The 26,808-nt window shown below is 46.2% G+C and carries 24 protein-coding genes; 20 read left to right on the forward strand and 4 right to left on the reverse strand.

Annotated elements, in window-relative coordinates; all coding sequences use genetic code 11:
* Window positions 1–63 precede the first annotated feature (63 nt).
* Window positions 64–351 (forward strand): hypothetical protein, encoded by a 288-nt coding sequence (locus PQG66_RS01445; RefSeq protein WP_440131244.1) that lies wholly within the window; start codon window positions 64–66, stop codon window positions 349–351.
* 264 nt (window positions 352–615) lie between these two features.
* Complete coding sequence (locus PQG66_RS01450) at window positions 616–1,950, forward strand: DRTGG domain-containing protein (protein WP_272034326.1); 1,335 nt, start codon at window positions 616–618, stop codon at window positions 1,948–1,950.
* Between the two features lie 197 nt (window positions 1,951–2,147).
* On the opposite strand, the gene PQG66_RS01455 is transcribed toward PQG66_RS01450, so the two are convergent.
* From PQG66_RS01455 to PQG66_RS01465, 3 genes are all read right to left on the reverse strand, one after another.
* The gene (locus PQG66_RS01455; RefSeq protein ID WP_272034328.1) at window positions 2,148–2,468 is read right to left on the reverse strand and encodes a YtpI family protein; all 321 of its coding nucleotides are present in this window, start codon (window positions 2,466–2,468) and stop codon (window positions 2,148–2,150) included.
* Window positions 2,469–2,561: 93 nt separating this feature from the next.
* The gene (locus PQG66_RS01460) at window positions 2,562–3,050 is read right to left on the reverse strand and encodes a hypothetical protein (RefSeq protein ID WP_272034331.1); all 489 of its coding nucleotides are present in this window, start codon (window positions 3,048–3,050) and stop codon (window positions 2,562–2,564) included.
* A 21-nt stretch (window positions 3,051–3,071) separates the two neighbouring features.
* A complete protein-coding gene (locus PQG66_RS01465; RefSeq protein WP_272034333.1) occupies window positions 3,072–3,401 on the reverse strand; it encodes a YtrH family sporulation protein in 330 nt (109 codons plus the stop codon).
* 289 nt (window positions 3,402–3,690) lie between these two features.
* Between PQG66_RS01465 and PQG66_RS01470 the strand changes: the two genes are divergently transcribed.
* The 8 genes from PQG66_RS01470 to PQG66_RS01505 all read left to right on the forward strand — a co-directional run bounded on the left by PQG66_RS01470 (window position 3,691) and on the right by PQG66_RS01505 (window position 13,760).
* Entirely contained in the window at window positions 3,691–7,644 is a 3,954-nt protein-coding gene (locus PQG66_RS01470; RefSeq protein ID WP_272034339.1) for a DNA polymerase III subunit alpha, read from the forward strand.
* 253 nt (window positions 7,645–7,897) lie between these two features.
* Entirely contained in the window at window positions 7,898–8,389 is a 492-nt protein-coding gene (locus PQG66_RS01475; protein WP_272034346.1) for a phosphatidylglycerophosphatase A family protein, read from the forward strand.
* Between the two features lie 280 nt (window positions 8,390–8,669).
* Complete coding sequence (locus tag PQG66_RS01480; RefSeq protein ID WP_272034348.1) at window positions 8,670–8,858, forward strand: glutamate decarboxylase; 189 nt, start codon at window positions 8,670–8,672, stop codon at window positions 8,856–8,858.
* Between the two features lie 338 nt (window positions 8,859–9,196).
* The gene (gene accD / locus PQG66_RS01485) at window positions 9,197–10,090 is read left to right on the forward strand and encodes an acetyl-CoA carboxylase, carboxyltransferase subunit beta (RefSeq protein WP_272036400.1); all 894 of its coding nucleotides are present in this window, start codon (window positions 9,197–9,199) and stop codon (window positions 10,088–10,090) included.
* The gene (locus tag PQG66_RS01490; RefSeq protein WP_272034350.1) at window positions 10,091–11,140 is read left to right on the forward strand and encodes an acetyl-CoA carboxylase carboxyltransferase subunit alpha; all 1,050 of its coding nucleotides are present in this window, start codon (window positions 10,091–10,093) and stop codon (window positions 11,138–11,140) included. It begins immediately after the preceding gene.
* A 146-nt stretch (window positions 11,141–11,286) separates the two neighbouring features.
* A complete protein-coding gene (gene pyk, locus PQG66_RS01495; protein ID WP_272034352.1) occupies window positions 11,287–12,714 on the forward strand; it encodes a pyruvate kinase in 1,428 nt (475 codons plus the stop codon).
* Between the two features lie 133 nt (window positions 12,715–12,847).
* Complete coding sequence (locus PQG66_RS01500; protein WP_272034354.1) at window positions 12,848–13,354, forward strand: acyl-CoA thioesterase; 507 nt, start codon at window positions 12,848–12,850, stop codon at window positions 13,352–13,354.
* A gap of 7 nt (window positions 13,355–13,361) precedes the next feature.
* The gene (locus tag PQG66_RS01505) at window positions 13,362–13,760 is read left to right on the forward strand and encodes an FxsA family protein (protein ID WP_272034356.1); all 399 of its coding nucleotides are present in this window, start codon (window positions 13,362–13,364) and stop codon (window positions 13,758–13,760) included.
* A 155-nt stretch (window positions 13,761–13,915) separates the two neighbouring features.
* Here the strand turns inward: PQG66_RS01505 and ytvI are convergent, their stop codons facing one another.
* Complete coding sequence (gene ytvI / locus PQG66_RS01510; RefSeq protein ID WP_272034358.1) at window positions 13,916–15,034, reverse strand: sporulation integral membrane protein YtvI; 1,119 nt, start codon at window positions 15,032–15,034, stop codon at window positions 13,916–13,918.
* A 468-nt stretch (window positions 15,035–15,502) separates the two neighbouring features.
* On the opposite strand from ytvI, the gene citZ reads away from it, so the two are divergent.
* From citZ to pstB, 10 genes are all read left to right on the forward strand, one after another.
* Entirely contained in the window at window positions 15,503–16,615 is a 1,113-nt protein-coding gene (gene citZ, locus PQG66_RS01515) for a citrate synthase (RefSeq protein ID WP_272034360.1), read from the forward strand.
* A gap of 148 nt (window positions 16,616–16,763) precedes the next feature.
* Window positions 16,764–18,056, forward strand: coding sequence for an NADP-dependent isocitrate dehydrogenase (gene icd, locus PQG66_RS01520; RefSeq protein WP_272034362.1), 1,293 nt, complete (start codon window positions 16,764–16,766; stop codon window positions 18,054–18,056).
* A gap of 28 nt (window positions 18,057–18,084) precedes the next feature.
* Window positions 18,085–19,026 (forward strand): malate dehydrogenase, encoded by a 942-nt coding sequence (gene mdh, locus PQG66_RS01525; protein WP_272034364.1) that lies wholly within the window; start codon window positions 18,085–18,087, stop codon window positions 19,024–19,026.
* A gap of 133 nt (window positions 19,027–19,159) precedes the next feature.
* Window positions 19,160–19,585, forward strand: a complete 426-nt coding sequence (locus PQG66_RS01530) for a hypothetical protein (protein ID WP_272034366.1) — start codon at window positions 19,160–19,162, stop codon at window positions 19,583–19,585.
* A 545-nt stretch (window positions 19,586–20,130) separates the two neighbouring features.
* Window positions 20,131–21,003, forward strand: a complete 873-nt coding sequence (locus PQG66_RS01535) for an SDR family oxidoreductase (RefSeq protein WP_272034368.1) — start codon at window positions 20,131–20,133, stop codon at window positions 21,001–21,003.
* 365 nt (window positions 21,004–21,368) lie between these two features.
* Complete coding sequence (locus PQG66_RS01540; RefSeq protein ID WP_272034371.1) at window positions 21,369–21,713, forward strand: cupin domain-containing protein; 345 nt, start codon at window positions 21,369–21,371, stop codon at window positions 21,711–21,713.
* Between the two features lie 61 nt (window positions 21,714–21,774).
* The gene (pnpS, locus tag PQG66_RS01545) at window positions 21,775–23,604 is read left to right on the forward strand and encodes a two-component system histidine kinase PnpS (RefSeq protein ID WP_272034373.1); all 1,830 of its coding nucleotides are present in this window, start codon (window positions 21,775–21,777) and stop codon (window positions 23,602–23,604) included.
* Window positions 23,605–23,720: 116 nt separating this feature from the next.
* Entirely contained in the window at window positions 23,721–24,449 is a 729-nt protein-coding gene (locus PQG66_RS01550) for a response regulator transcription factor (RefSeq protein WP_272034375.1), read from the forward strand.
* A 148-nt stretch (window positions 24,450–24,597) separates the two neighbouring features.
* Entirely contained in the window at window positions 24,598–25,824 is a 1,227-nt protein-coding gene (locus tag PQG66_RS01555) for a methyl-accepting chemotaxis protein (RefSeq protein WP_272034377.1), read from the forward strand.
* Window positions 25,825–26,043: 219 nt separating this feature from the next.
* Window positions 26,044–26,799, forward strand: coding sequence for a phosphate ABC transporter ATP-binding protein PstB (gene pstB / locus PQG66_RS01560; protein ID WP_272034379.1), 756 nt, complete (start codon window positions 26,044–26,046; stop codon window positions 26,797–26,799).
* Window positions 26,800–26,808 lie beyond the last annotated feature (9 nt).

The following is a 26,808-nucleotide window of genomic DNA, read 5'->3' on the forward strand; positions in this document are numbered from 1 at the left end:
AACCTCTCATATTGGCTCTGAATCGTTCATAGACTAGCTATATATGGAACGAAGGAGCTGTGAATGGTGAAGAGGTTGAAAAAAACAAAACATGTCATCTATCTGCTGATCGCACTGTCGATGCTAGTTATTGCACTTCCGCGCATTTCCTTTGCCGGTGGAATGGATTGGGTTAATATTTTTGGCATCGTATGGGTGCTGTTTTCCCTGTTAATCGTAGGTGCTCACCTGCATTTCATTCTTGGCGTGGATGAAGAGAAGAAACGTGCGCTGGAGGCTGTACGCCGCGCGAAATTGCGGCAGTGGGAGATGAAACTGCTGGATAAGCAGGAGAGAAGCAAATCCGTATAAGTAGGCATAGGTAGACCGAAATCCTGGAGTTCACGGGGGTTCGGTCTTATTTCTATATTCAGCCCTGAAAGTGAGAATACGATTATCTTGCACCATATAACCAAAATGATCTTAGGCGTTATCCAGGGCTAATGACTTCCAACACGAAGTCAATTAGCCTTTTATTTTTGCATAATAGGTTCGGATGCCAGATGGGGTTATTTACCTTGTGACGTGTTATAATAGGTACAGTATAGTACAGATGAAACCTTAGGGGTGGTACAGATGGACGGACAGGAAGAAAATGTAACGAAGCATGAGCAGCTTTTACAGCATATCGAACAGTTGAAGGTAGGTAGCAAAATCTCGGTACGCGGGCTCGCGCGTGAATTGGGAGTAAGTGAAGGAACAGCTTACCGTGCGGTAAAAGAAGCGGAGAACTTCGGACTGGTCGTGACAAAAGAGCGAATTGGGACCGTGCGAATCGAGAAAAGACCTCGAGGAATGTCGGAGCAGCTAACCTTTGCTGATGTTGTCACCATAGTGGAGGGACATGTGCTGGGTGGTAATGAAGGACTGACCAAACCATTGCATAAGTATGTGATTGGGGCGATGAAGGAACAAGCGATGGCCCGTTACATTGATGCTGGCAGCTTACTGATTGTCGGTAACAGGGAAGATGCGCACGCTCTCGCGCTGGAACAGGGTGCGGGGGTATTGATTACCGGTGGCTTCGGTACAAGCAGAGACGTGAGGATTAAAGCCGATGAACTTGGTCTACCGATTATATCGTCCAGACATGACACCTTTACGGTGGCCTCCATGATTAATCGTGCGATCTTTGACAGGCTGATCAAGAAAAAAATCATGCTGGTTGAAGATATTATCGGGCAGAAACCCCGTCTTCAGATGCTCAAAGTGACAAGTTCTGCCGCAGATTTCCATATGTTGGTGTCGGAGACAGGAGAGCACCGTTTTCCCGTCGTAGATGAATGGAATCGGGTCATTGGTATCGTAAGTCTGAAGGATGTCAGTGAATTGCAGCCGGATCAGAACATTGAAAAATGTGTTGTTCGCCGTCCAATTACAGCTTCGCTGCAAACGTCTCTTGCTTCGGCTGCTCAGATTATGACTTGGGAAGGGATCGACTTTTTGCCCATAGTGGATCGTAACCGCAAGCTTATAGCATCCGTTACACGTAAAGACGTGCTGCAGGCGATGCGAGATGCACAGAAGCAGCCCCAGCTTGGCGAGACCTTTGATCATCTGATCTGGAACGGATTTGCGGAGGAACGCGGAGAACAGAATGAACTGCTGTTCCATGGCTTCATTATTCCTCAGATGGCCACAGATTTGGGTACGATCTCGGAAGGCGTACTGTTGAATGTGATGACACAGGCTGCACGAAGAGCGGCTTGGGATGTTACCGGCAACGACCATATGGTTGACAATGTAACGACTTATTTTGTGCGCCCCGTTCAGATCGAAGACCAAATTATGGTACGTCCAATGATTCTGGAGACGAGCCGCCGGACATGCAAAATGGACATCGTCATCACGCGTGAAGGCAGTGTCGTTTGCAAAGCAGTCATGACTCTGCAATCGATCGATCACACGTAATGCTCGAAAAAGAAAAGAACCCGAATAGGGGATAAGGTAACCGTTATCTGCTATATCACATGTTAAGATCACCATGCTTAGGTAACGGATATGCTGAGACGTGTATACGGTCTACCTTATTCACCCCGGATCTTCGGGCATACTCTCTTTTTTGTCGAAATCTGATTCGTACCGAAATCTTTCGAATGGTACAAAGGTTAAGCTGTTGCATCGCTGGAGCGTTGCTTGAGTCTGGCATAATAACTGCGATTACGAATCCCCGCAAATACATTATAGGCACCCATCACCAGAAAGAGCGCTTCCACAACAACAGATAATGTGGAACCAGTGAAAACAAACATCAGAATCAGGGCGAGAACGATGAGCATACATCCCATCCAGATATTCGTCCAGGAACGATACAAACCCGCAGCATTAGGGTCAGGAGTCCGGCGTGAACGAATACTGTTCAGCGCAGAACAGATCATAGTGATTGCGAAGAGGGCGATCAGCAGATACTTGAATACTTCGATCAACACGCAGAAGCAGCTCCTTTTCTGAAAAACATATACTGCCCTTATTGTATCACGTGCACATACAGACAAGGGCAGTTTTTTGCAGTTTTCCTAAGTTTAAGCTGGTACATGCACGCGAATCTGTACCCAGACTTGCAAGACACCTTCCATGACAAGCATCGTTTTGACCTGAACAGAATACTCTTTTTCTCGAACTCTATAAATCTTCTGATGAAGCATGATGCGTGTCATTTTGCTATACTCGTCGATGTTAAATACATCTCTTCCCCGCAGGACTTCCAGCTCATCTCCAAGTTTTTGCAGCATCAATTTTAGTGAGGCCTCATCAGGTCCTTTATCGGAATCTTCGGCACGAACCTTGATTTCTTTAATAACAGTTTGACGTTTGCTGTATTTTTTCAGCGTTTTGATATCCTCTTGATGCTGATGTAGCTGAAGCTGCAGCTCCTGATTGTTCAGCCATAACTTGTTGTAGCTTAGATGAAAAACACTGTTATACACGACACATCCAGCGATCATTCCCAGCACGAATACGGCAGTCATGCGCATGAGCGGACGGTAACGGGAAAAAGGGGGCAGTCTCATGCAGGATCATCACAGATCATATTAACCCCGACCTCCACCGCACACCCATTTCACAAGTTCAGTTCCCATATGAGCACCCATAAAAGCTGAAATGAGATAAAGAATTTGTTTGACCGCCGGAGACAGGTTACCATCCAGAAAATTGCTCTCGATCACACGCATGGGATCAATGGTACCGCCTACAGCGGCAGCAAGGGCCCAAATCTTGATCTTGCTGGAAATGTCGAGCATGGTCTGTGTGGGAGGCTGCAGCGAAATCACCGCACCTATGCCGCCAATCATCGCGCCGCCCAGCACGATTCCGAATGCGATAAAAAAGTCAAGAATGGCTTTGGATAAAAAAGTGCTCACCCGCAACACCCCTTTCAAACCCAGCAGCATACCTCCTGTCTTTGGTTCGCAACAGGGGAGCAGCTTGTACTTCTATTGTATGGGCGAGCCCCCTGACGTTATGATAAAATAGAATAATAAACTCTTTTTCATTTATATAGAGAATTCGATTTTTAATGCAATCATATATAAGTGCATGATTCAACGAATCTGGATGGTTCGGATGATGGACATTCTGAGATACATTAAGGCGGCACAGAACACAACCGTGTAGAACTGCCGCTGTAATCGGGGAAAGGAAGTAAAAAACATGAGTTCTTTTGTGCATTTGCATGTTCACAGTGAATATAGTTTGCTGGACGGCGCTGCGCGCATTCCGGATCTCGTGGATAAAGCCGCTGATCTCGGAATGACGACACTAGCGCTGACCGATCATGGCGTGATGTACGGTGCAATTCCATTTTATAAAGCCTGCGTGGAACGTGGAATTAAACCGATTATTGGTTGCGAGGCATATATGACGGCCGGTTCCCGGAAAGAACGGGGAAGCCGCAAGGACCAGCCCATTTACCATTTAATTTTGCTGGCCAAAAATATGACAGGTTATCGTAACTTAATGAAGTTATGCTCCATTGGACATCTTGAGGGCTTTCATTATAAACCGCGGATTGATATGGAAAGTCTGGCTGCGCATCATGAAGGCATTATCTGCCTAAGCGCCTGTCTGGGTGGGGAAGTGCCTCAGCATCTGCTACACGGACGTGAAGAAGAGGCACGGCGAGCTGCGATGCGTTACAAACAGATTTTTGGACCCGACTTTTATCTGGAACTGCAGGATCATGGATTGGCTGAGCAAAAAAGAGTTAACCCGCAGCTAATCAAACTGGCTGCAGAACTGGAGATTCCACTGGTGGCAACCAATGATGCTCATTATCTGTCGGAAGAGGATGCAGAACTACAGGATGTACTGATTTGTATCGGGACAGGCAAAACGGTAGACGACGAAACACGGTTGCGGATCGGAACGAACCAGCTATTTCTGAAGAGCGGGGAGCAAATGGCCCGTTTATTCCCCCACGTGCCGGAGGCTGTTGCCAATACGCTGCGCATTGCGGAAGCCTGTGAACTGGAGCTGGAATTTGGCAAATCCATCTTGCCAGAATACCGTCCGCTGCCTGAAGGGCTGAGCCCTTCAGCGTATCTGCGTCAGCTGTGTGAGGAAGGAATGCAATCGCGATATGCCGACTCTGAGCGTTGGAATGATCCTGTGCTTCGAGCAGAACTTGAACAACGATTAGACTATGAGCTGAGTGTTATCGATAGTATGGGATTCTCTGATTATTTCTTGATCGTATGGGATTTTATCGCTTATGCACACAAGCAGGGCATTGTTACTGGCCCGGGTCGGGGATCTTCTGCGGGAAGTCTCGTTGCGTATACACTGCGTATTACGGATGTAGATCCGATAAAATATAATCTACTCTTTGAGCGGTTCTTGAATCCCGAGCGGATATCCATGCCCGATATCGATATCGATTTCAGTGATGAGCGGCGTGATGAGGTTATTGATTACGTAGCAGAGAAATATGGAAAAGCCCACGTTGCGCAGATTATTACGTTTGGAACGATGGCGGCTAGGGCTGCCGTTCGTGATGTTGGACGGGCACTGAATGTGCCATATGGTGAAGTGGACAAAGCTGCGAAGCTGATTCCTGCGCAGCTTGGTATTAACATCGAACGCGCAATGGAAGCATCACCTGAACTGAAGGCATTGTACGAAACGAAGCCGAAGACACGTGAGCTTCTTGATATGGCGATGAAAGTTGAGGGTATGCCCCGCCATGCATCTACACACGCCGCAGGAGTAGTTATATCTCGCGATCTGTTAACGGATGCAGTTCCTCTCCAGGAGGGTAGCGAAGGGACAGCACTGACCCAGTATTCTATGGAAAATCTGGAATCCATCGGGTTGCTCAAAATGGATTTCCTTGGTCTTCGTACGCTTTCTATTATTGAACGATGCCTGAATTGGATCGGAGAACGTGCAGCGGTTCCTGATTTCACGCGAATTCCCGATGATGATCCCACCACGTATGAGATGCTTGGGCGTGGGGATACGATGGGCGTTTTCCAGTTAGAGTCTGCAGGGATGCGCCGGGTTTTGAAAGAGATGAAGCCAAGTGTATTTGAAGATATTATCTCTGTATTGGCATTGTATCGTCCAGGTCCAATGGAGTTCATCTCCAAATATGTTCAAGGTAAACACGGTCAGATCGAAATCGATTATCCACATCATGATCTGGAACCGATTCTGAAAGATACGTATGGCATTATTGTCTATCAGGAGCAGATCATGCAGATTGCTTCCCGAATGGCAGGTTTCTCTTTGGGAGAAGCGGACTTGCTTCGCAGAGCTGTGTCGAAAAAGAAGAGAGAAGTTCTCGATCTGGAACGAGGTCACTTTGTACAGGGCAGTCTGAAGCAAGGGTACAGCGAAGCTGAAGCAGATCTTGTCTACGATATGATCGTTAAATTTGCCAACTACGGTTTCCCGCGTGCTCACGCAGCTGCGTATGGTGTACTTGCCTTCCAAACGGCATATCTCAAGGCGCATTACCCGGTGGAATTCATGGCCTCCATGCTTACGGCCGTTATGGGCAGTCACCGCAAAGTTGCAGAATATGTAGTCGAATGCCGTCATATGCAGATTGATGTGCTTCCACCTGATGTGAACGAGAGCGGGATTTTGTTTACGCCTGTGTTTGCCTCCTCTGGTATGGAGGTAACGCATGAAAATGGTGATCCAGGCGCTCACGGGGAGGTAGTCGAAGACAAACTTAAGGATGTGCAGGCAGGGACGATAGAAGGGTCAGAGGGAGTAGATGACGCTCGTTATGATGCGCTCCATGATCATTATGGCGAACATGAGAACAGTGAGGTTCCGTTGCCGGATGATCCAGGACCTATGCCCGAAGAAGAGGGGAGCGGGTATGGTTGGCAGGGGGCGTCTGCCATGCCTGACCCCGAAGCATCTGGACGACATCTCGGCCCTGAGCAATGGAGAACAGTTAAAGCCTCTTCTGCTGGAGCGATTCGTTTTGGACTCGCTGCCGTGAAAAATGTCGGTACGCAGGCCATGGAGAGCATTATGGCTGTGAGACAAGAAAGACCGTTCGACAGTCTGCTCGATTTTTGTCGCCGTGTTGACCTGAGGGTGTGCAATAAAAGAGTCATTGAATCACTGATTCAGGCTGGAGCGTTCGACAGCTTGCCCGGACACCGCGCTCAATTGCTCGCCATGTTAGACGAGACGGTGGAGGCTGCACTGAAATGGCGTAAAGAACGTGAAGACTTGCAGATTCAGCTCTTTGACTTTGTCGAGACACCAAACTGGGAGATCGAGTATCCTGAAATTCCCCCGTTCTCGGCGAGTCAACAATTGGAGCTGGAGCGAGAATTGCTTGGCCTGTACCTGTCTGGTCACCCTTTGGATGATTTCGAAGATATTCTGTTATCCAGTGGCGCTGATCGAATCATGGAGTTGACGGAAGCGGCTGACGATACGATGGCTGTCGCCGCAGGAATGGTGGTGTCTGTGAAGTCGATTACGACGAAACAAGGCAAGGCTATGGCGTTCATGGAGCTGGAAGACCAGGTCGAACGCTGTGAAGTGGTTCTCTTTCCCGAGGTATGGCGGCGAAGCCAGCAGCATGTCGGGAAAGGGGAACTGCTCGTCGTGCGTGCCAAGGTGCAGCAGCAGGACGAAGGGTTTAAGCTGCTGGCTGAGGAAGTGGCGCCGCTGACACCGGCGGCACTGGAACAGCAGCTGCGCAGCCGCGACCGGCGCAGTAAGCCCGGCAGCGGCAGCGCTCCGCGCCCGGCGCAGGCGGCTTCGCCGCAGCGGCCGGTAGGCGCGGGAGCCGCAGCGCAGCGCAGCAGCGCAGGCGATGATGCTTCCGCTGCGCGTGCTAGCGGAAGCCGCGGGCCTGCTGCGGCTGGCAGCGCAGCGGGGGCGAGCCGCACGCCACGCGGGGCCGAGCAGCGGGTGTTCGTGAAGCTCACCCCACAGGCCGAGAAGCCCGAACTGCTGGTGCGACTCAAAGAGCTGCTCCAGCAGCACCCCGGCCCGGTGGCGACGGTGCTCTTCTACGAGCAGCATCAGAAGCTGCTCGCCCTGAGCGATGCCTACCGGATCAAACCTTCACCGGCTCTGTTCTCCGAAATGGAGAAAATGCTTGGTGAAGGCACAGTCAAAATTAAATAAAAGCTGAAGGAGACAGACCAACTTCAGCGAAGATGTCCGCAGCTCACAGAAGAGGTTGCCGGACATCTTTTTTTTCTGTACATTATCTAGCGGTATCTGGCGATATCTGCGATCTTATCTGGCTTGATCTGGTCGTAGCGACCTTGCTCCATTACATTCGTACATTTTATGAACATTTTGGTAGTTTGTTGCATACACTTGAGAACACCGGAGGCCTTGAGATCCTCGGGCGATTGATGCGGGAGGTCGAGATATGTCCTATGAAATCGTGGAAGCTATGCTGGCCCGGCGGGGGGTACAGATTGATGCCATCGCTGAAATTGTATATCGTCTGCAAAAAAAGTACCATCCGGAATTGACTATGGACGACTGCGTAACTAGCGTGAAATCCGTTTTGCAAAAAAGAGAAGTTCAGTATACACTCTACACCGGTATTGCGCTTGATGAGTTAGCGGAGAAGAAATTGTTGCCTCAACCACTGCAAGCGATTATGGAAGCAGATGAGTCCTTGTACGGGGTGGACGAGACTCTGGCTTTAGGTATAACGCATGTGTATGGCATGATTGGTTTAACCAGTTTCGGCTATCTTGATAAAGAGAAGATCGGAGTAATTCATGATCTCAATGAACAAAAAGCAGCTGTTCATGTTTTTCTGGATGATCTGGTCGCGGGTCTTGCGGCTGCAGCTTCTGCCCGGATTGCACATAAAAATATTAAAGCCAAACAATATCTTTCGGAACGATAAGACCGCGCTTTTTATGTGAGTTTACAGTGTTAATTCGTAACTTGTTTAATAAATTCAGGGCAGCTGTAGCTGCCCTGAAAAGTTTTTAACTACCTGATGATGTCTGCGAATGTAATCAGATAACCATGACCAATTGGCTCACTACGCAGGTAGCAATGTCCCGAATAATCCGATTTTCTCCCGTAAGGTCTCTAACCCTTTCTTGCAGAAAAAAACGGAGGTATGGTATCATTAGTCCAATATACGGGCTCTGAACATTAGCTTAGGGGGCGGACAAGGCATGTGGACGGTGATTTACATTGCGCCGACAGCAAAGGTTGCGGACAAAATCAAGACCAAGCTTTCGGAAGAAGGTTTTCTGGTACAGACCCGTCCCATCAGTTTATCCAAGCAGCAATATGAGATCCGCGTCCCTTCTGGGGAGTTGGAAGAGGTTCAGGAAGTGCTGAATAACATTTTACATTCCTGATTCACTGATATTGAAGTGCCTTGGCGGATGACAAAAAAGTACCATGGGTACATAAGGGACTAACCGCGTAAGCGGAGAGAGGAATCGACTTGCATGTGTATGTGCTGCTGTCCTTCCTTCTTTTTTTGTTAAACGGTTATCGCAGTTAATATTATTCGAGCAGTAGACCTGATTCTTCCCTAATCCTCAGTGGATGTTTAGTTATGAATGCTGGACAAGGTCTACGGCATTGCATAAGTTATTATCGTAAACGGTTCACCGCAGCATGCAGATCCAGCTGGATTTCACAGTGGACAGCAGACTGCGGCCATCAAATCAATGGCTGGAGAGGTGTAGTTGTGTTCAAAGATATATTCCAGAAGAAACGGAAGTACGCTACCATACCTTCCGAGCGTGCAATTCCAGGTGAGCGTCAGGAAGCAGTAGAGCGTCCAAAACGAGAAATACCTGAAGGACTTATGAACAAGTGCAGTAAGTGTGGCACGATTCAATATAGCAAGGAATTAGAGAAAAACCTGAAAGTATGTCCTGCTTGTGGCTACCATATGCGCCTCAACGCCATGGAGCGTATTGCGATGGTGCTGGATGAAGAAGGTTTTGTTGAGCATGATGCCGATATGGTTTCGGTTGATCCTCTTGGCTTTCCGGGATATAGTAGCAAGCTAGAGCAGCAGCGACTGAAATCAGGTCTGAAGGAAGCGGTTATTACCGGAGAAGGCACCATTGAAGGGCTGCCTGTTGTAGTCGCTGTAATGAGCTTTGATTTCTTCACAGGTAGTATGGGTTCCGTTGTAGGGGAAAAAATTACTCGTGCGGTTGAACATGCCATTGAGAAGAAACTACCTTTGATTATCTTTTCGACTTCAGGTGGTGCACGGATGCAGGAGAGCATTCTGAGCCTGATGCAAATGGCCAAGACAAGTGCAGCTTTAGCTCGGTTGGACGAGCAAGGTGGATTATATATCTCTGTGATCACCGACCCGACAACAGGAGGCGTATCGGCTAGTTTCGCGAGTCTGGGCGATATTAATATCGCTGAGCCTGGTGCTGTTTTTGGTTTTGCAGGGAGAATTGTTATTGAGCAAACAATCCGTCAGAAGTTGCCTGATGATTTCCAGACCGCAGAATTCAACCTTCAGCATGGTCAGCTGGATATGGTTGTTCACCGGAAAGAACTTCGGGCAACCCTTGGCAAGCTTCTCGATATGCATAGTGAAAAGGGAGGGGTCTAGATGGCGGGGAGTTTGCCATATGAAGCGCCTCTAATTGAGATGCGCAAAAAAATTGAGGAACTCGTTCAGTTCGGACAAGAAAAGGGAATTGACTTCACCGAAGAGATTGCCCGTCTGGAAGAACGGTATCATAGACTGGAAGAAGAGATTTACACCGGCATTACGGCAGCTCAGAAGATGCATCTGGCTCGTCACCAGCAACGGCCTACAGCGCTGGATTTGATTGAGCTAATTTTTACAGACTTCATCGAACTGCATGGTGATCGTATGTTTGGCGATGATCTTGCTGTTGTGGGTGGACTTGCTAAGTTGAATGGACAAACGGTAACGGTTATCGGACAACAGCGCGGGAAGGATACTAAGGATAACATCGCTCGTTTTTTTGGGAGTGCTCACCCCGAAGGGTTCCGTAAAGGATTGCGTTTGATGAAGCAGGCTGATAAATTTGGCCGCCCAATAATTACGTTTATTGATACTAAAGGAGCGTATCCGGGTAATACTGCAGAAGAGAGAGGTCAATCGGAAGCGATTGCTCGTAACCTGTTGGAAATGGCTAAACTCTCGGTTCCTGTCATTGTTGTTGTTATCGGTGAAGGTGGAAGTGGTGGTGCACTGGCTATGGCTGTAGGTAATCGTGTGCTTATGCTTGAGCATGCCATCTACTCGGCGATCTCTCCTAACGGTGCCGCTTCAATTCTTTGGAAAGATGCATCCAAGGCGGATCAAGCGGCTGAAGCGATGAAAATTACGGCAAAAGATCTGTTGGAGATGGAAGTGATTGAAGAGATCATTCCTGAACCGCGTGGTGGAGCTCACCGGGATTATAATGAAGCTGCGGCAGCGATTTCCGAAGCTCTGATTCGTCATTTGCATGAGATGAAAGGGTGGAGCGCGGATCAGCTTAAGCAAGACCGTTATGAAAAGTTCCGTAAGATCGGATCAGTGACATTCGAAGCACCAATGACGGATTCAGAACCTGTAGAAGAAGTATCGGCGCCAAAAGCAGAGCCAGAATCCGTTCAGGTCGAAGCTTCGGAACAGCCACTTTAAACAACGATAACGAGAAAAATGTCGGGAAATGCAGAAATGTGTGACGAATTTCCTATACAAATGATCAAAAGTATAGTAAATTAAGTAGTTGGAAAAAGAAAAATAGAGATATAAAGTTAGACCTTTAAAATCGGAGGAAACCCAAAATGCGCAAAACGAAAATTGTATGTACGATTGGTCCATCCAGTGAATCCCTGGAGAATACCAAGAAACTGATTATGGCAGGCATGAACGTAGCCCGTCTGAACTTCTCCCACGGTGATTTCGATGAGCACGGCGGACGAATCAAAGCGATTCGCCAAGCATGTGAAGAGCTGAACAAAACCGTAGCAATCCTGCTGGACACCAAAGGACCGGAAATTCGGACAGGTAAACTCGAAGTGGAACCGATTGAACTGGTTCAGGACGAGTACATCACTTTGACTACAGAAGAAATTCTGGGAACCAAAGATCGTCTTTCCATTACGTATGCTGATCTTCCTAAAGATGTGCAAGTAGGATCTACAATTCTGATCGACGACGGTCTGATCGGACTAACTGTGGTGGAAGTACAGGGCACTGAGATCAAATGCCGCATCGTTAACGGTGGTACGATCAAAAGCAAAAAAGGTGTTAACGTTCCAGGTGTTGCGATCTCCCTGCCAGGTATCACTGAAAAAGACGCTAACGATATCGTGTTTGGTATCGAGCAAGGTGTAGACTTCATCGCAGCTTCTTTCGTACGTAAAGCAAGCGACGTGCTTGAAATTCGTGAATTGCTGGAGAAACATAATGCAGGTCACATCCAAATCATCTCCAAAATCGAAAACCAGCAAGGTGTGGACAACCTGGACGAAATTCTTGAAGTGTCTGACGGCCTGATGGTTGCTCGTGGAGACCTTGGTGTAGAGATTCCTGCAGAAGAAGTACCACTGGTACAAAAACGCATGATTGAAAAATGTAATGTTGCTGGTAAACCAGTTATCACAGCTACTCAAATGTTGGATTCTATGCAGCGTAACCCGCGTCCGACTCGTGCGGAAGCCAGTGACGTAGCAAACGCAATCTTTGATGGTACAGATGCAATCATGTTGTCTGGTGAGACTGCAGCTGGTAAATATCCAGTAGAGTCCGTGCTGACGATGTCCCGTATCGCAGAAAAAGCAGAATCTGCTCTGCCTTACCAAGAACTGTATCTGAAACAACGTGTTGCACAACAAACTACGGTTACTGAAGCAATCAGTCAATCTGTTGCTCTGTCCGCTCAAGATTTGAACGCGAAAGCGATCATCACATCCACGGAATCCGGACATACAGCACGCATGGTCTCCAAGTACCGTCCAGAAGCTCCAATCATCGCAGTGACGACTGAAGACAGAACATCCCGTCGTCTGGCTCTGGCATGGGGTGTAACTCCAGTCAAAGGCAGATTGGTTGATTCTACGGATGCTTTGTTCGAGAATGCCATTGAAGGCGGCATCAAAACGGGTCTGGTTAAAGAAGGAGATTTGGTTGTGATTACAGCCGGTATCCCTCTGGGCCGTTCCGGTTCTACGAACTTGATTAAGGTTAGCCAGATCCCTAACAAGGCTTAATCTAGGTGGACCATTTAGAAAGTAACAGGAAAAAAGCAATGGGGCTTTATGAACCCGTTGCTTTTTTTTCCATCTTCATGACACATTTACGTCATTGATTGCGTATCATTGGTAAAGCCAAGGAGGGAAGTACATGCAAAAAGAGGGTAATAGTAACTGGTACACAGCTTGTCTTCGTGTGCGTTATCAGGAGAGTGACCAGATGGGTGTCGTTTATCATGCAAACTACCTAAACTGGTTTGAGATCGGACGTACTGAGATGATTCGCCAAATGGGGTATACATATCGTAAAATGGAAGAGCAGGGACTGCTTCTTCCTGTAACTGGTCTGGATGTGAAGTATCACAAACCGGCAAGGTACGATGATGAGATTATGGTCTTTACTCGAATCACTGCTTTCAGCGGTCTACGTCTGAGTTACGAGTACGACATACGACGCATGTTTGAAGCACCTGAAGTTTCACTTGGGATGGAAAAACAGTTGTGGACACAAGACGAATCACTCCCTGGTGAACGATTGGTAACAGGCTCTACCCAGCATGTATGGGTGAATGCAGACTGGAAGCCGGTCAGACTGGATAAGACAGCCTCTGAACTATACGACATACTTGAAAAGGTGTGGCTTTCAGGAAAGGAGTAACAGATCAATGCGGAAATGGATGTGGGCTTTACTATTAATCATTCCAGTTATCGAGTTGTTCGGTTTCATTTTGATAAGTGACCGGATCGGGGCTGGAAAAACCTTGCTTCTCATGATTCTCACGTCCTTAATTGGTATAGCCATGTTGCAATTCGAAGGGCGAAAAGTGTTACTGGATGCCAAGCAGGAAATGGAACGCGGTAAAGTACCTGGGCGGAAAATGGTTGATGGTCTTTTTGTTTTTGTCGGTGGTTTTCTTCTCTTAATACCTGGTTTCGTAACCGACCTGATCGGTTTTACGCTTGTATTCCCGTTAACACGTCCGGTATATCGATTGTTTTTCTTAGGCTGGCTAGAGAAAAAAATGAGAAACGGCAGCATTACATTTTATCGCCGTCCGAAATAAAGAACATATAACTTCACACAAAAGCTCCGTTCTGCAGACTATCCTGCTTGAACGGAGCTTTTGTGTGGAGAAATAAAACGCAAGAACAAAATGAGAAGAATGAAGACCCGACTCATTACTGGTTCAAACAACGGAAGAACTCGGTGTTTCAACACTCATCGGACTCTTCCGTTGATTATATATGTCCTCAAGTCACGTAGTACATTAGCCCGATTAAAGGCATCAAGAATAACGAGACTGACCGGACCGATAATGAGTCCAAGTACTCCAAACAGTTTCAAACCAACGAACATACCAACCAAGGTAGCGAGAGGGTCGAGCCCTACGCTGCTCGCAAGTACTTTTGGTTCAATAATCTGACGAGCGACAAGTAAGATGAGATAAATGACACTAATGCCGATACCCAGATAGAGATCTCCATTCATGAATAAATACGCTGCCCAAGGAACCATAACCAGACCGACACCGAGGTAAGGGAGCAGGTCGACAAGCCCGATGATTAGAGCGATTGTAAAGGCTGATTTGACTTGAAGAATCAATAATCCGATCATCACGAACAGAGCAGTTATCGAGATCATGATCAGCTGCGCCCGTACATAACCGAACAGAGCTTTCTTGAGATCATTCCATATGTCAGAGATCGGCTTGCGAACTGAGGAAGGAACCCAGCCAGAGACCGTGATGCTGTGACGCGTCCAGCCTTTGCTAATGAAAAAGGTAGATAGCAACACGACTATTAGAACAGCCCCCATATTGGGCAGTGAAGTCAGAAAATTCAGAATAAAATTGAAAAACCCTGTTACAAGGTCAGTTACAGCCGTTCCTACAGTTTCGGTTGTTTTACTAATGTTGCTGTTGATGGTTTCCTGATAATTAGGATTTTCTTTGTAAAAATCATTAATCTGTGTGATCAGACTCTGAATCGTATCGTTCTGCGTCCAGCGTACGAATGTTTCTTTGATTTCATCGACATGCAGATCAAAGCTGGTTGTCAGTGAAATGACTTCCTTCACCATGCGGGTGACGGCCGCAGACAAGATGACTACAATTGCGCCAAAATATAATATGAGGGACAAGGTCACTGCCAGCCAGCGCGGAAAACGGAGTCTGTTTTGCAACAGTTTCACGAGAGGATTCATCGCATAAGCGATGATCCAGGCAATCACAAATGGGTACAACAGCGGAAACAGCAGATATATCGCAACAGTAATCAGAATGGCACAGATCATAACCCACAGACCCCGAAGCAGACGTTTAAGGATGATTCTATCCAAATATCAACTCTCCTTTATTCAAGAGCTTATCTTAATTAATATAGAGCAATTAAAAGCTTTTGAAACGTAAAGGAGTATACTTGATACGGCGTGCCAGGCCACAGCGTGGTTCGCATCATCTAGCTAGAGTATGCCTGAGGTTGATAAATTAGAGCGATCATTTATGGTTACCCTGAATTGTGTAATACACATTAAATGTCAACCATGTTTTTGTAAAGGTTTTCAAAAATGCTTTATCGGTCTGATAAATATGTTTGATGTGTGAATGAACTCTCATCGTGTTCACATAAACGACAAAATCCAGTATGATGTTATAAGTAAATACCGATTGACAGATACGAAAACCGAATTTTGTCGACTTAGGCCATTTTCAAAATGAAACGGTTTACAAAAAGAGGTTAGGTGCATTTCGGCACTGATATGACTTTGAATGATTCCTGATTTCGCTTATTAAAGGAGAGATGTAATATGACAGCTACCAAAGGTCTGGAAGGCATCGTTGCAACAACCTCTTCGATCAGCTCTATTGTGGACGGTGTACTTACATACCGTGGATACAATATCGATGATTTGGCAGAACATGCGAGTTTTGAAGAAGTTGCCTATCTGCTCTGGTTTGGCAAGTTGCCAACAGTAGATGAATTGAAGTCACTTCGTAAAAGTCTTAGCGATTACGCGCCGATTCCACAAGAGTTGATCGCGCAAATTAAATTGTATCCCAAAAACATCAGCACGATGGCAGCCCTTCGTTCCGCAGTGTCTGCGCTAGCTCTGTATGATGACCAAGCAGACGAGATGACAGAGGAAGCGAACGAGAACAAAGCGGTCAAGTTACAAGCACAATTGCCAACAATTGTGGCGGCGATCTCCCGCATTCGTAAGGGACAGGAGCCTGTGTCACCAAAAGAAGGCGCTTCCATCGCTGAAAACTTCTTATACATGATGACAGGTGAAGAGCCATCGGAAACTGCGGTGAAAGCTCTGGACCAAGCCCTCGTTCTGCATGCAGATCACGAACTTAACGCTTCAACTTTTGCTGCCCGGGTAACTGTAGCTACTCTGTCTGATATTTATTCAGGTGTTACTTCAGCGATTGGTGCACTTAAAGGTCCGCTGCACGGTGGTGCAAACGAAGCGGTGATGAAAATGCTGAATGAAATCGGTACACCAGATCGTTTGGAAGCAGCTATTCTGGAGAAACTGAATAACCGCGAAAAGATCATGGGTTTTGGACACCGCGTCTACAAGAATGGTGATCCACGTGCGAAACATCTACAGAAGATGTCCAAAGAACTTGGTGAGATGAACAATGATACACGTTTGTATGACATGTCCGTGAAAATTGAAGAAATCGTCACAGGTCAAAAAGGGTTGAAACCGAATGTCGATTTTTATTCCGCATCGGTATACACTCAACTGAAGATTGATCAGGAGTTGTTTACACCGATCTTTGCGATCAGTCGTGTGTCTGGCTGGACAGCTCATATCCTTGAGCAACTGGCAGACAACCGCATTATTCGTCCGCGTGCCGAGTACACTGGTCCTGCGGATCAAAAGTACGTTTCCATTGATCTTCGCTAAACTCTAGCAAAAACAGTATAATCATATAGATGAGGTGAGGGGCATGTTAAATATGAGGCAGTATTGCCGAGTGATAACAGCCCTTCCTTCCTGCAAAAATGTGGTATGCTTCATACTGTGAAACCAAAACTTAGGAGGAATTGTAATTATGAAATTGGAAAAATTTGCACTCCCAACTGAAGGCGAAAAAATTCAAATTGATAACGGTACACTTCAAGTACCTAATAATCCAATCATTCCATTCATCGAAGGTGACGGTACAGGCCGTGACATCTGGAAAGCTTCAGTACGCGTTCTGGATGCAGCGGTAGAAAAAGCATACAATGGCACTAAAAAAATCGCTTGGTATGAAGTGTTTGCTGGTGAAAAAGCATTCAATACATACGGTGAGTGGTTGCCGAATGATACGCTCGAAGCAATTCGTGAGTACATCGTAGCAATCAAAGGACCTCTGACTACGCCAATCGGCGGTGGTATCCGTTCCCTGAACGTGGCACTTCGTCAAGAACTTGACCTGTACACTTGCCTGCGTCCTGTACGTTATTTCAACGGTGTACCTTCCCCGGTTAAACGTCCTGAGCTGGTTGATATGGTTATTTTCCGTGAAAACACAGAGGATATCTATGCAGGTATCGAGTACGCTGAAGGTTCCGCAGAAGTGAAAAAAGTGATCCAGTTCCTGCAACAAGAAATGGGCGCTAACAAAATTCGTTTCCCTGAAACGTCCGGAATCGGAATTAAGCCGGTATCTTCCGAAGGTTCCAAACGTTTGGTTCGTGCTGCGGTTCAATACGCAATCGATCACAACCGTAAGAGCGTTACACTGGTACACAAAGGTAACATCATGAAGTTCACCGAAGGTGCCTTCAAAAACTGGGGTTACGAAGTGGCTGAAGAGGAATTTGGCGACAAAGTGTTCACTTGGGCGCAATACGATGTAATCAAAGAAAAAGATGGCACAGATGCAGCAAATGCGGCTCAAAAAGCAGCTGAAGATGCTGGCAAAATCATCGTAAAAGATGCGATTGCCGATATCGCTTTGCAACAAGTATTGACTCGTCCAGCTGAATTCGATGTGATCGCAACATTGAACCTGAACGGTGACTATCTGTCCGATGCCCTTGCAGCGCAAGTTGGCGGAATTGGTATCGCACCAGGTGCGAACATCAACTATGTAACAGGACATGCTATCTTCGAAGCAACACATGGTACTGCACCGAAATATGCGGATAAAGACGTTGTGAACCCAGGTTCCGTAATCCTGTCCGGCGTAATGTTGCTTGAGCACTTGGGATGGCAAGAAGCGGCTAATCTGATTTACAAAGGGATGGAAACATCCATTAACAATAAAACCGTAACGTATGACTTCGCACGTCTGATGGACGGAGCAACTGAAGTGAAATGTTCCGAATTCGCTGATCAAATCATTAAAAACCTGTAACAAAAACCTGTAAGGGGAGATGTGAATCGTGACTATTCAGCGCAAAAAAATCACAGTCGTTGGCGCCGGTTTTACCGGTGCTACAACTGCACTGATGCTTGCCCAGAAAGAACTTGGTGATGTGGTACTGGTTGATATTCCTCAACTGGAGAACCCGACCAAGGGCAAAGCACTCGATATGCTGGAGGCTAGCCCTGTGCAAGGTTTCGACAGTCATATCGTGGGAACTTCCAACTATGAGGATACTGCAGGTTCGGAGATTGTGATTATCACTGCTGGAATTGCTCGCAAACCGGGCATGAGCCGTGACGATCTGGTGAATACGAACGCAGGTATCGTGAAGTCCGTGTGTGAAAATGTGAAAAAATATTGCCCTGATTCTATTGTCATTATTCTAAGTAACCCGGTGGATGCTATGACCTATGCGGCTTACCAAACCCTCGGTTTTCCGAAAAATCGTGTAATTGGTCAGTCGGGTGTCCTTGACACTGCTCGCTACTGTACATTTATTGCGCAGGAGTTAAACGTGTCCGTAGAGGATGTACGCGGCTTTGTGCTGGGAGGTCACGGTGACGATATGGTACCACTTGTTCGCTATTCAAGTGTAGGCGGTATTCCAATCGATACCTTGATCCCTCCAGATCGTATTGACGCAATTGTGCAACGGACGCGTGTAGGCGGCGGTGAGATTGTAAACCTGCTCGGCAACGGCAGTGCCTATTATGCACCTGCAGCTTCACTGGTTCAGATGACTGAGGCCATTTTGAAGGACAAAAAACGTATTATTCCGGTTATCGCTTATCTTGAAGGTGAGTATGGATATCACGATTTGTTCCTTGGTGTGCCAACCATTTTGGGTGGCAACGGCATTGAGAAGATCTTCGAACTGGAGTTGACTGCGGAAGAAAAAGCAGCGCTGGATACGTCTGCAGATTCGGTACGTAATGTCATTTCAATCGTTAATATTTAACTATGAAGACTTTTTGAACAACATTATTAAGAAAACCTCCCTAAACGCGGAGGTTTTCTTTTCTTTGGATAAGTTCCCCAGTATAATGAAGTGTGATATATCGCACAATGAATAGATGAGGAGGATGAAAATTTTGACAATGATTATGTATCTGCTCCATATCGTTGGAGCACTGGCTATGGGATTTTACCTGATCCTGCCATTCGTGGTTGGTAAAATTCGTACATTGAGTTTGCCAGCACAGGAGGGAGCATTTGCGTCACTTCGTTCGCTAAACAGAATTGCGCAGTATGCACTTGTTATCCAGCTTCTTACTGGTGGTTATCTGATGACCAAGGGAGATTATTCTCACATCTGGATGGCTGTAGTGGTTGTAGACCTTCTGGCCATTGCTGCTATTGGCGGAATTATGGGTAAACCGCTGCGCCTTGCAGCAGAAGGTGTGAAAAATAATCGGGATGTTACACCAGAGCAAAGTAAAATTCGTATGTTTAGTAGCTTGCTTGCCGTCTTCTTGCTCATCATGGTGTACCTGATGGTGGACAGACAAATTTTCTAAGAAATTTAAGGCAGCTAACATGCTGTTTTCTGGACTGTACGTTGCGTTAAAGGTGAAGCGTTTGCACCTAGTCAGGACAAGCAGTGTGAATAAGAATAAGGAAGTACCGGAGGATATTCAGCATTGGAGTATGCCTTCAACACTGGCGAATCCAGCAATAGGAATGCAATTGAACCTAATATTACAGTACAAAATAATTGAGACCAAATAGACAGCCCTGAAGGGCTGTCTGTTGTTTTTTTGTTTAATACATAACATTCCCTGGTTACGACTAGCTTTCACACGGGTTCGACCATTTACTTATGTATACATTTTGAATGGTGACCTCTTAAAGATATGTGGATGTGTTTGTTTACATTTCCATATAAGTGGTAAATAAAGATAAGTAGAAACGGTTCATACTCATTACCCCCAGCCCAGAATAATCTGGTCGGTTCATGCCATCCTACAGAATGTGACTACTGTTGATTGAAAGACAAGGAAAGACGTTGTATAACGTCGGAGTCTTGCTATTCCATCTGTTCATTTTGAAAGGAGAATGTATAATGTCTAGCACTACATCCCAGAATCAAAAAACAATGCCTGCACAACATCAAGACCAGCGTCCAGGAATTGAATCTGAAATGACTCCTAAACCGGAATTTGAGAAACCGCAGTACAAGGCTGCTGGCAAATTACTGGACAAGGTAGCTCTGATTACAGGAGGGGACAGCGGTATTGGACGGGCTGTCGCTGTGACCTATGCGAAGGAAGGCGCCGATGTGGCGATTGTATACTTGAGCGAGCATGAGGATGCCAAGGAAACGAAGCGTCAGGTGGAACAAGAAGGACGCAAGTGTATACTTATTGCAGGTGATATCGGTGATGTGAACTTTGCCAAGAAGAGTGTGCAACAGACGATCGATGAGCTTGGTAAACTCGACATCGTTGTTAATAATGCCGCTGAGCAGCATCCACAGCAGAATCTGGAGGATATCACACCAGAGCAATTGGAAAAAACATTCCGTACCAATATTTTTGGTATGTTTTATGTCACACAGGCAGCATTACCACATCTGAAACAAGGTAGCACGATCATTAACACGACGTCGATTACGGCCTATCGAGGAAGCCCGACGTTGCTTGATTATTCGTCTACTAAAGGCGCAATTACCTCATTTACCCGTTCTTTGTCCATGAATTTGATAGAGAAGGGTATCCGTGTAAATGCTGTGGCTCCCGGCCCGATCTGGACCCCGTTGATTCCTTCGACATTCGATGAGAAAAAAGTGAGTGAATTCGGAGCGACTCAGCCGATGAAACGTCCAGGTCAGCCGGATGAACTGGCACCTGCCTATGTATATCTTGCTTCTGACGATTCCTCTTATGTTAGCGGACAGGTTATGCATGTGAACGGTGGCGAAGTCGTTAACGGATAAGTGGTTAATCTGTACAAGTGCACTTACAGGACGTACAACAATAAGCTAGCTAAAAATATTTAGGAAGACGGGACGCCTATAGGATCGGCGTCCTGTTTTTTGTCTTCCTAAAGAGAGAATGGAGAGCAGAGAGATGTAGCGTAAAAAAGCAATTTACAAAAATCTGTATCTGCGCTGATACATCTATGATATTTTATACAAGGTCTGACCTTGGATGAATTAAGTTTAAGACTATCAATTACAATTAAGGAAGAGTAGAGATGAAGCCATGCTTTTGTTGATTACATGGGAAGATATCTGACTATATGTGATATGATAATTCGGATAGCATATTCGGATAGCGCACTCGGTCAGGGGGATCTCATATGAAGATAAGCAAACAAGAGGCAGCTCATTATATATGGGGAGCACAGTGTGATGGCTGGCATCTAGTACAAGGTGAGACACTTAGTGTGATTCATGAGCGAATGCCTGCAGGTACGACAGAAACAAGACATATACATACAAAGAGTCGCCAATTCTTTTTTGTCCTCAGTGGTGAGGCTTGTATGGAGCTGGATGGAGAGACGTATGTGCTGGAGACACATGAAGGGATAGAAATCCCGCCTGGAGCGCCGCATCAGATGCAAAACCGAAGTAGTGCAGACGTGGAATTTCTGGTCATCTCACATCCAACAACACGCGGTGACCGGACAGAGTTGAATGAATGAACGAACGAATATATTCTTATTACTTTTCAACAAATTTAAATATAGTAGAGGGAAGAGATAAATGAGACCGTTTCGTATTCGCCTGGCTTTAATTATGATGGTGTTAATCGGTGTGTCCGTGATTGTAGCCGGATATACCATGGGAAGAGTGTTCAAAACCACCCATATTGATGCATTAGAACAAACGATGGTGCGTGAGATTAATTTACTTAAAGCGACCTTCCCATTTCATGATGCATCCAATCCGACATCCGTGGAGACGCGAAAATACTACTCGGATCGGGCGGTGGAACTGGATCGTCTGACAGACTCGAGGGTAACCTTTATTAATAAAGACGGTATCGTGATTGGTGATTCTGAGAGTGATCCTGCAATGATGGATAATCATTTGAATCGTGAAGAGATTCGCACGGCTGTTGAAGGAACGTTTGGCCGTTCCATTCGATACAGTAAGACGTTGGGACAGCATATGCTGTATGTGGCACTGCCAGTCAATTCGGAACACAGTGACATGATCGAGATGCCAAGCGGCAAATTCGATGGTTATATACGGCTGTCCATGAGTTTACAAGCGGTGGATCAAGGGCTACAGCGCGGGTGGGTGATTATGTTTGCGGCGCTGGGACTACTCTTCCTGATTGTAGCATTTGTCAGTTACCGGGTTGCTCGTAGCTTAACATCACCAATCGAACATATTACCAAAGTCGCACATCAAATTACAAAGCTTGATTACGATGCGAGAGTGAACGTTACACGTAAGGACGAGATAGGTCAACTGGGCCTTGCAATTAACGGAATGGCGGATAGTTTGCAGTCCCAACTCCAAACGATTCGAGACAATGAAGCACTGCTTCAAAGTGTCTTGGCTAATATGACCGGTGGAATTGTGATGATCGATGCTGCGCAATCGATTGCTCTGGTTAATCGGGAAGCAGAACGTATGCTTGGTATCGAGGCAGCGAAGCTTACAGGTAAGCCTTATACTGAATTGAAACGTCATTATGAGCTAACACACACGATTGAAGAGAGTGTAGCTAATCAAGTACGTATGCATGAAGAAGTCAGTGTATTTAACCCCGAAGAACGTTTGATCCGACTGGATGGCGTGCCAATGTCCGGAGAAAGCGGGGAGTATCGCGGAATGATTTTCCTGCTTCAAGATGTAACAGCGATTCGCAGATTGGAGTCGATGCGTAGCGAATTTGTTGCAAACGTCTCTCATGAGCTCAAAACTCCGGTAGCGGCAGTCAAGGGATTCGCCGAAACCCTTCTTAGCGGTGGGGTGCAGGATAAGGAGACAGAACGTTCTTTTCTGCAGATTATTTATGATGAAGGGGACAGGCTGAACCGGTTGATCGGAGACATTCTGGATTTGTCCAAGATTGAATCCAAACGGGCAGCTCTGGAATGTTCTCCGGTGCATGTGCATTCCTTCTTTGATATGGTAATGGGCACGTTGTCCAAGGTTGCAGAGAAAAAGCAGATTCGTCTAGAAATGAATGTACCAGAAGAGCTGTATATTGAAGCAGATGAGGACAAAATGAAGCAAATTTTCATTAATTTGTTATCCAATGGTATTAGCTACACACCAGAGGGCGGAAGAGTGAGACTTCAAGTGAAGATGGATCAGATGAGCGGGGAGGAACAGGTTATTTTCTCCGTGTCTGATACAGGAATTGGCATACCGAAGAAAGATTTGCCGCGAATTTTTGAACGATTTTACCGGGTAGACAAAGGGAGATCACGTAATTCCGGAGGCACGGGTCTCGGACTGTCCATTGTAAAACACTTGGTCGAATTACACCGCGGAAAATTATCTGTTGAAAGTGAACTGGGTATGGGGAGCACCTTTCATGTCATTCTGCCATTAATCCAAGAAGAAGAGATGTAGGCGTATAGGAGCAATTTGTAAAATGAGTATTTTGCTTTACACAGCGTTAACAAATCAATGCTATGATAGGAAAAGTGTTGTGGCAACAGACAACCTATGAAGAGAGAAGGGGTATCATGGCACAGCGTTTGCTGGTTATTGAAGATGAACCGACATTATCGAGATTACTTACGTACAACCTGACACAGGAAGGATATGACGTAACGGCAGAGGACCATGGGTCAGCAGGATATGACCGGGCATTGTCACAGGATTTCGATTTAATTTTACTGGATCTGATGCTTCCGGGCATGAATGGTCTGGATATTCTGAACAAACTGCGAATTCAAGGTGTGAGTACACCTGTTATTATTCTTACCGCCAAGAACGGAGAAGCTGAGGTAGTGCAAGGGCTGAAATCCGGTGCGGATGATTACATTACTAAACCTTTTGGTGTATCCGAACTTTTGGCAAGGGTAGATGCGGTACTCAGACGTTATTCAAACGGTGAAGATCTGCCACAATCGGAGGACAAAGATGGCTCACGCATTATTCTTGGAGAGCTTGAAATCTATCCGCTCAAATATGAAGTTACTTTGGGGGGCCAATCCATTAGCCTTCGTCCAAAGGAGTTCGAAGTCCTCTTGTATCTGGCCAAAAAACCAGGTGTTGTACTGACCCGGGATGACCTGATGAATGCAGTCTGGGGCTTTGATTATATTGGAGGCCAACGGACCGTAGATGTACATGTGAGTTCATTACGTAAAAAGCTGGAGCTTGATCCCGAGTCCGTTCATATCGATTCGATTCGTGGTGTAGGTTATAAATTGGTTGTCAAAAGAAAAACTCCCCATCATTCAAGTTAAATGTTGGGGAGTTTTATTTTACTCTCATTTTACACAAAGGGAGATTCTTCTTTATTTTTAGGGTTTAGGATGAAGTTGTCCGAGTGATACTTTGTACCTATAAACCCACCTTAGGGCGGAGTTAACACGTAAAGGAGAATAAGTACATATGCCCATGTTATTAGAGGAGAGACCTGAGAGCCAGGTTAATCATTTACAAATAGAAAACGAATCATCTGTCTTGCCTGAGTTGGATCGTGAGCAGACAGGTAAACCGATTGTTAATTTTCAAAAAGATTATGCTGTGTCTCTCGTGGAATATTGTCGTCAGGTACCTATAGCAAAAATAGACACGACATGCGGAGAAGCTGCAGCCATGTTGAATGATGGCAAAGAGCATCCTTGCATTGTTCTATGTGATGATCAGATGAGGCCTACAGGATTGTTGATGCGGGATACGTTATATCGTTTATTAAACGGAAGATTCGCTGCGGACTTATTTTATCGTAAACCAATCGTGAAAACAGTTGATGCGTCACCGGTTATTGTAGATATACATATGGAACCCGCTGCTATCATTGATGCTGCCCTGAGGCGGGATGAGGATCACTTCTATGACTGCCTGCTCGTAACGGAGGAAGAACGCTTGTGTGGTGTGCTTACCATACGTGATGTGATGTCTCTTTCTCAGAAGCTGCAGCAAGCAGCTTCAGCAGATCGTATACGGACGGTAATGGAGAGTGGGCAGGAAATATCCCGAATACATTCCGCTGTAACCAAGCTGGTTCAAGCCGCGAATCAGACTGCACAAGAGGCTGAACAGGTGATCCAGTTATCTAATGACGGAGAAGGTCGTTTACGGCAAGTGGAATCTTCCTATTCCCAGGTTCATGAGCATATGGGAACTCAGAGGGAACATGCCTGTGAAATGCTCGAATCCATTACAACAGGTGCAGACATGGCACGTTCCATTCGAACGCTTGCTGATCAGAGTGAGTTGCTGGCATTGAATGCATCGATTGAAGCTGCTCATGCCGGAGAATATGGGCGAGGCTTCCAGATTGTTGCCGGGGAGATCCGCGCACTTGCCAAGCAGACACGTGAAGTAGCTGGAAATATGTCCACTCTGCTTCAGGAGATCGAAAGCTTAACTCAACAGACAGTATCTCTCATTCAGGCAAGTGGGACGGAGATTAATGACAGTGCAATACATGTACAAGAAGGAGCGGCTGCGTTCAGAAAATTAAACGAGGGAGTCAATGGCCTGTCCTCTATTGTAGAAAACATGGCTACGGAAGGTGGAGAAGCGGGCAGAGTCGCGGAGAATATTCAGTTGAAGCTGAAAGCAATGATTGCAGATGATCCCGAGGTAGGAACGAATCACGCAGCGCAATAAAAAGGCCAGTAAAGCCCCACAACGGAGACCTTGGACTTGATCTGTCCGCTTAGGTCTTCTTCGGGTGTTTTTACATTCCGTTAACATGAAGGTGGTATTGTTTTAACAATATTGAGTTAGGATATTATAGATGGCCAAGATAGTGCATAATAACATGGACAACGGTCGGAACGTAAAGGGGATCGAAGGATTCCTGCAACGAAGGAGAAGTGAACATCTATGAAAGACCTCATTCACATTGATGGACTTAATTTATACTATGACACGCATCAGGCGCTTAAAAATATATCGATGGACCTACCGGAGAAAACGGTTACGGCATTTATTGGACCGTCAGGCTGCGGTAAATCGACACTGCTTCGCACACTGAACCGGATGAATGACATGATTCCGGGGGTTCGTGTGGAAGGACAAGTTCTGCTGAACGGTTCCAATATCTATAGCAATGAGATTGAAGTTGAAACGCTACGCAAGCGGGTAGGGATGGTATTTCAACAGCCCAATCCTTTTCCCAAATCAATCTATGATAACGTGGCTTACGGGCCTCGGCTGCACGGGGTAACCCAGAAGGCAGAGCTGGATCAACTGGTAGAGCAAAGTCTGGTTCATGCTGCACTGTGGGATGAAGTAAAGGATGTACTGAAGAAATCAGCATTAAGTTTGTCTGGCGGACAGCAGCAACGTCTCTGCATTGCACGCGCACTGGCTGTACAGCCGGATGTGCTTCTGATGGACGAAGCAACTTCGGCTCTAGACCCGATCTCGACGCTTAAAATTGAGGAATTGGTGAAAGAGCTGCATCATAAATATACTATCGTTATGGTTACTCACAACATGCACCAAGCAGCGCGAGTATCCGGACGAACTGTATTCTTCCTGAATGGGGAAGTGGTGGAGGCAGCTGATACGGAGACGTTATTCTCCACACCGCAAGATTCACGGACCGAGGATTATATATCCGGAAGGTTCGGTTAAGGCGAGCTG

Origin of the sequence: Paenibacillus sp. JJ-100, from assembly GCF_948329825.1 — a bacterium.
Classification (GTDB): Bacteria; Bacillota; Bacilli; order Paenibacillales; family Paenibacillaceae; genus Paenibacillus.

Excerpts from the sequence above, each read along its gene's own strand:
- PQG66_RS01550 (WP_272034375.1), top strand. The coding sequence starts at position 23,721 with ATGGCACAGCGTTTGCTGGTTATTGAAGATGAACCGACATTATCGAGA.
- PQG66_RS01500 (WP_272034354.1), top strand. The coding sequence starts at position 12,848 with ATGCAAAAAGAGGGTAATAGTAACTGGTACACAGCTTGTCTTCGTGTG.
- icd (WP_272034362.1), top strand. The coding sequence starts at position 16,764 with ATGAAATTGGAAAAATTTGCACTCCCAACTGAAGGCGAAAAAATTCAA.
- PQG66_RS01535 (WP_272034368.1), top strand. The coding sequence starts at position 20,131 with ATGTCTAGCACTACATCCCAGAATCAAAAAACAATGCCTGCACAACAT.
- PQG66_RS01445 (WP_440131244.1), top strand. The coding sequence starts at position 64 with ATGGTGAAGAGGTTGAAAAAAACAAAACATGTCATCTATCTGCTGATC.
- pstB (WP_272034379.1), top strand. The coding sequence starts at position 26,044 with ATGAAAGACCTCATTCACATTGATGGACTTAATTTATACTATGACACG.
- pnpS (WP_272034373.1), top strand. The coding sequence starts at position 21,775 with ATGAGACCGTTTCGTATTCGCCTGGCTTTAATTATGATGGTGTTAATC.
- PQG66_RS01475 (WP_272034346.1), top strand. The coding sequence starts at position 7,898 with ATGTCCTATGAAATCGTGGAAGCTATGCTGGCCCGGCGGGGGGTACAG.
- PQG66_RS01540 (WP_272034371.1), top strand. The coding sequence starts at position 21,369 with ATGAAGATAAGCAAACAAGAGGCAGCTCATTATATATGGGGAGCACAG.
- PQG66_RS01470 (WP_272034339.1), top strand. The coding sequence starts at position 3,691 with ATGAGTTCTTTTGTGCATTTGCATGTTCACAGTGAATATAGTTTGCTG.
- PQG66_RS01450 (WP_272034326.1), top strand. The coding sequence starts at position 616 with ATGGACGGACAGGAAGAAAATGTAACGAAGCATGAGCAGCTTTTACAG.
- PQG66_RS01490 (WP_272034350.1), top strand. The coding sequence starts at position 10,091 with ATGGCGGGGAGTTTGCCATATGAAGCGCCTCTAATTGAGATGCGCAAA.
- PQG66_RS01460 (WP_272034331.1), bottom strand. The coding sequence starts at position 3,050 with ATGAGACTGCCCCCTTTTTCCCGTTACCGTCCGCTCATGCGCATGACT.
- PQG66_RS01505 (WP_272034356.1), top strand. The coding sequence starts at position 13,362 with ATGCGGAAATGGATGTGGGCTTTACTATTAATCATTCCAGTTATCGAG.
- PQG66_RS01555 (WP_272034377.1), top strand. The coding sequence starts at position 24,598 with ATGCCCATGTTATTAGAGGAGAGACCTGAGAGCCAGGTTAATCATTTA.
- PQG66_RS01480 (WP_272034348.1), top strand. The coding sequence starts at position 8,670 with ATGTGGACGGTGATTTACATTGCGCCGACAGCAAAGGTTGCGGACAAA.
- pyk (WP_272034352.1), top strand. The coding sequence starts at position 11,287 with ATGCGCAAAACGAAAATTGTATGTACGATTGGTCCATCCAGTGAATCC.
- citZ (WP_272034360.1), top strand. The coding sequence starts at position 15,503 with ATGACAGCTACCAAAGGTCTGGAAGGCATCGTTGCAACAACCTCTTCG.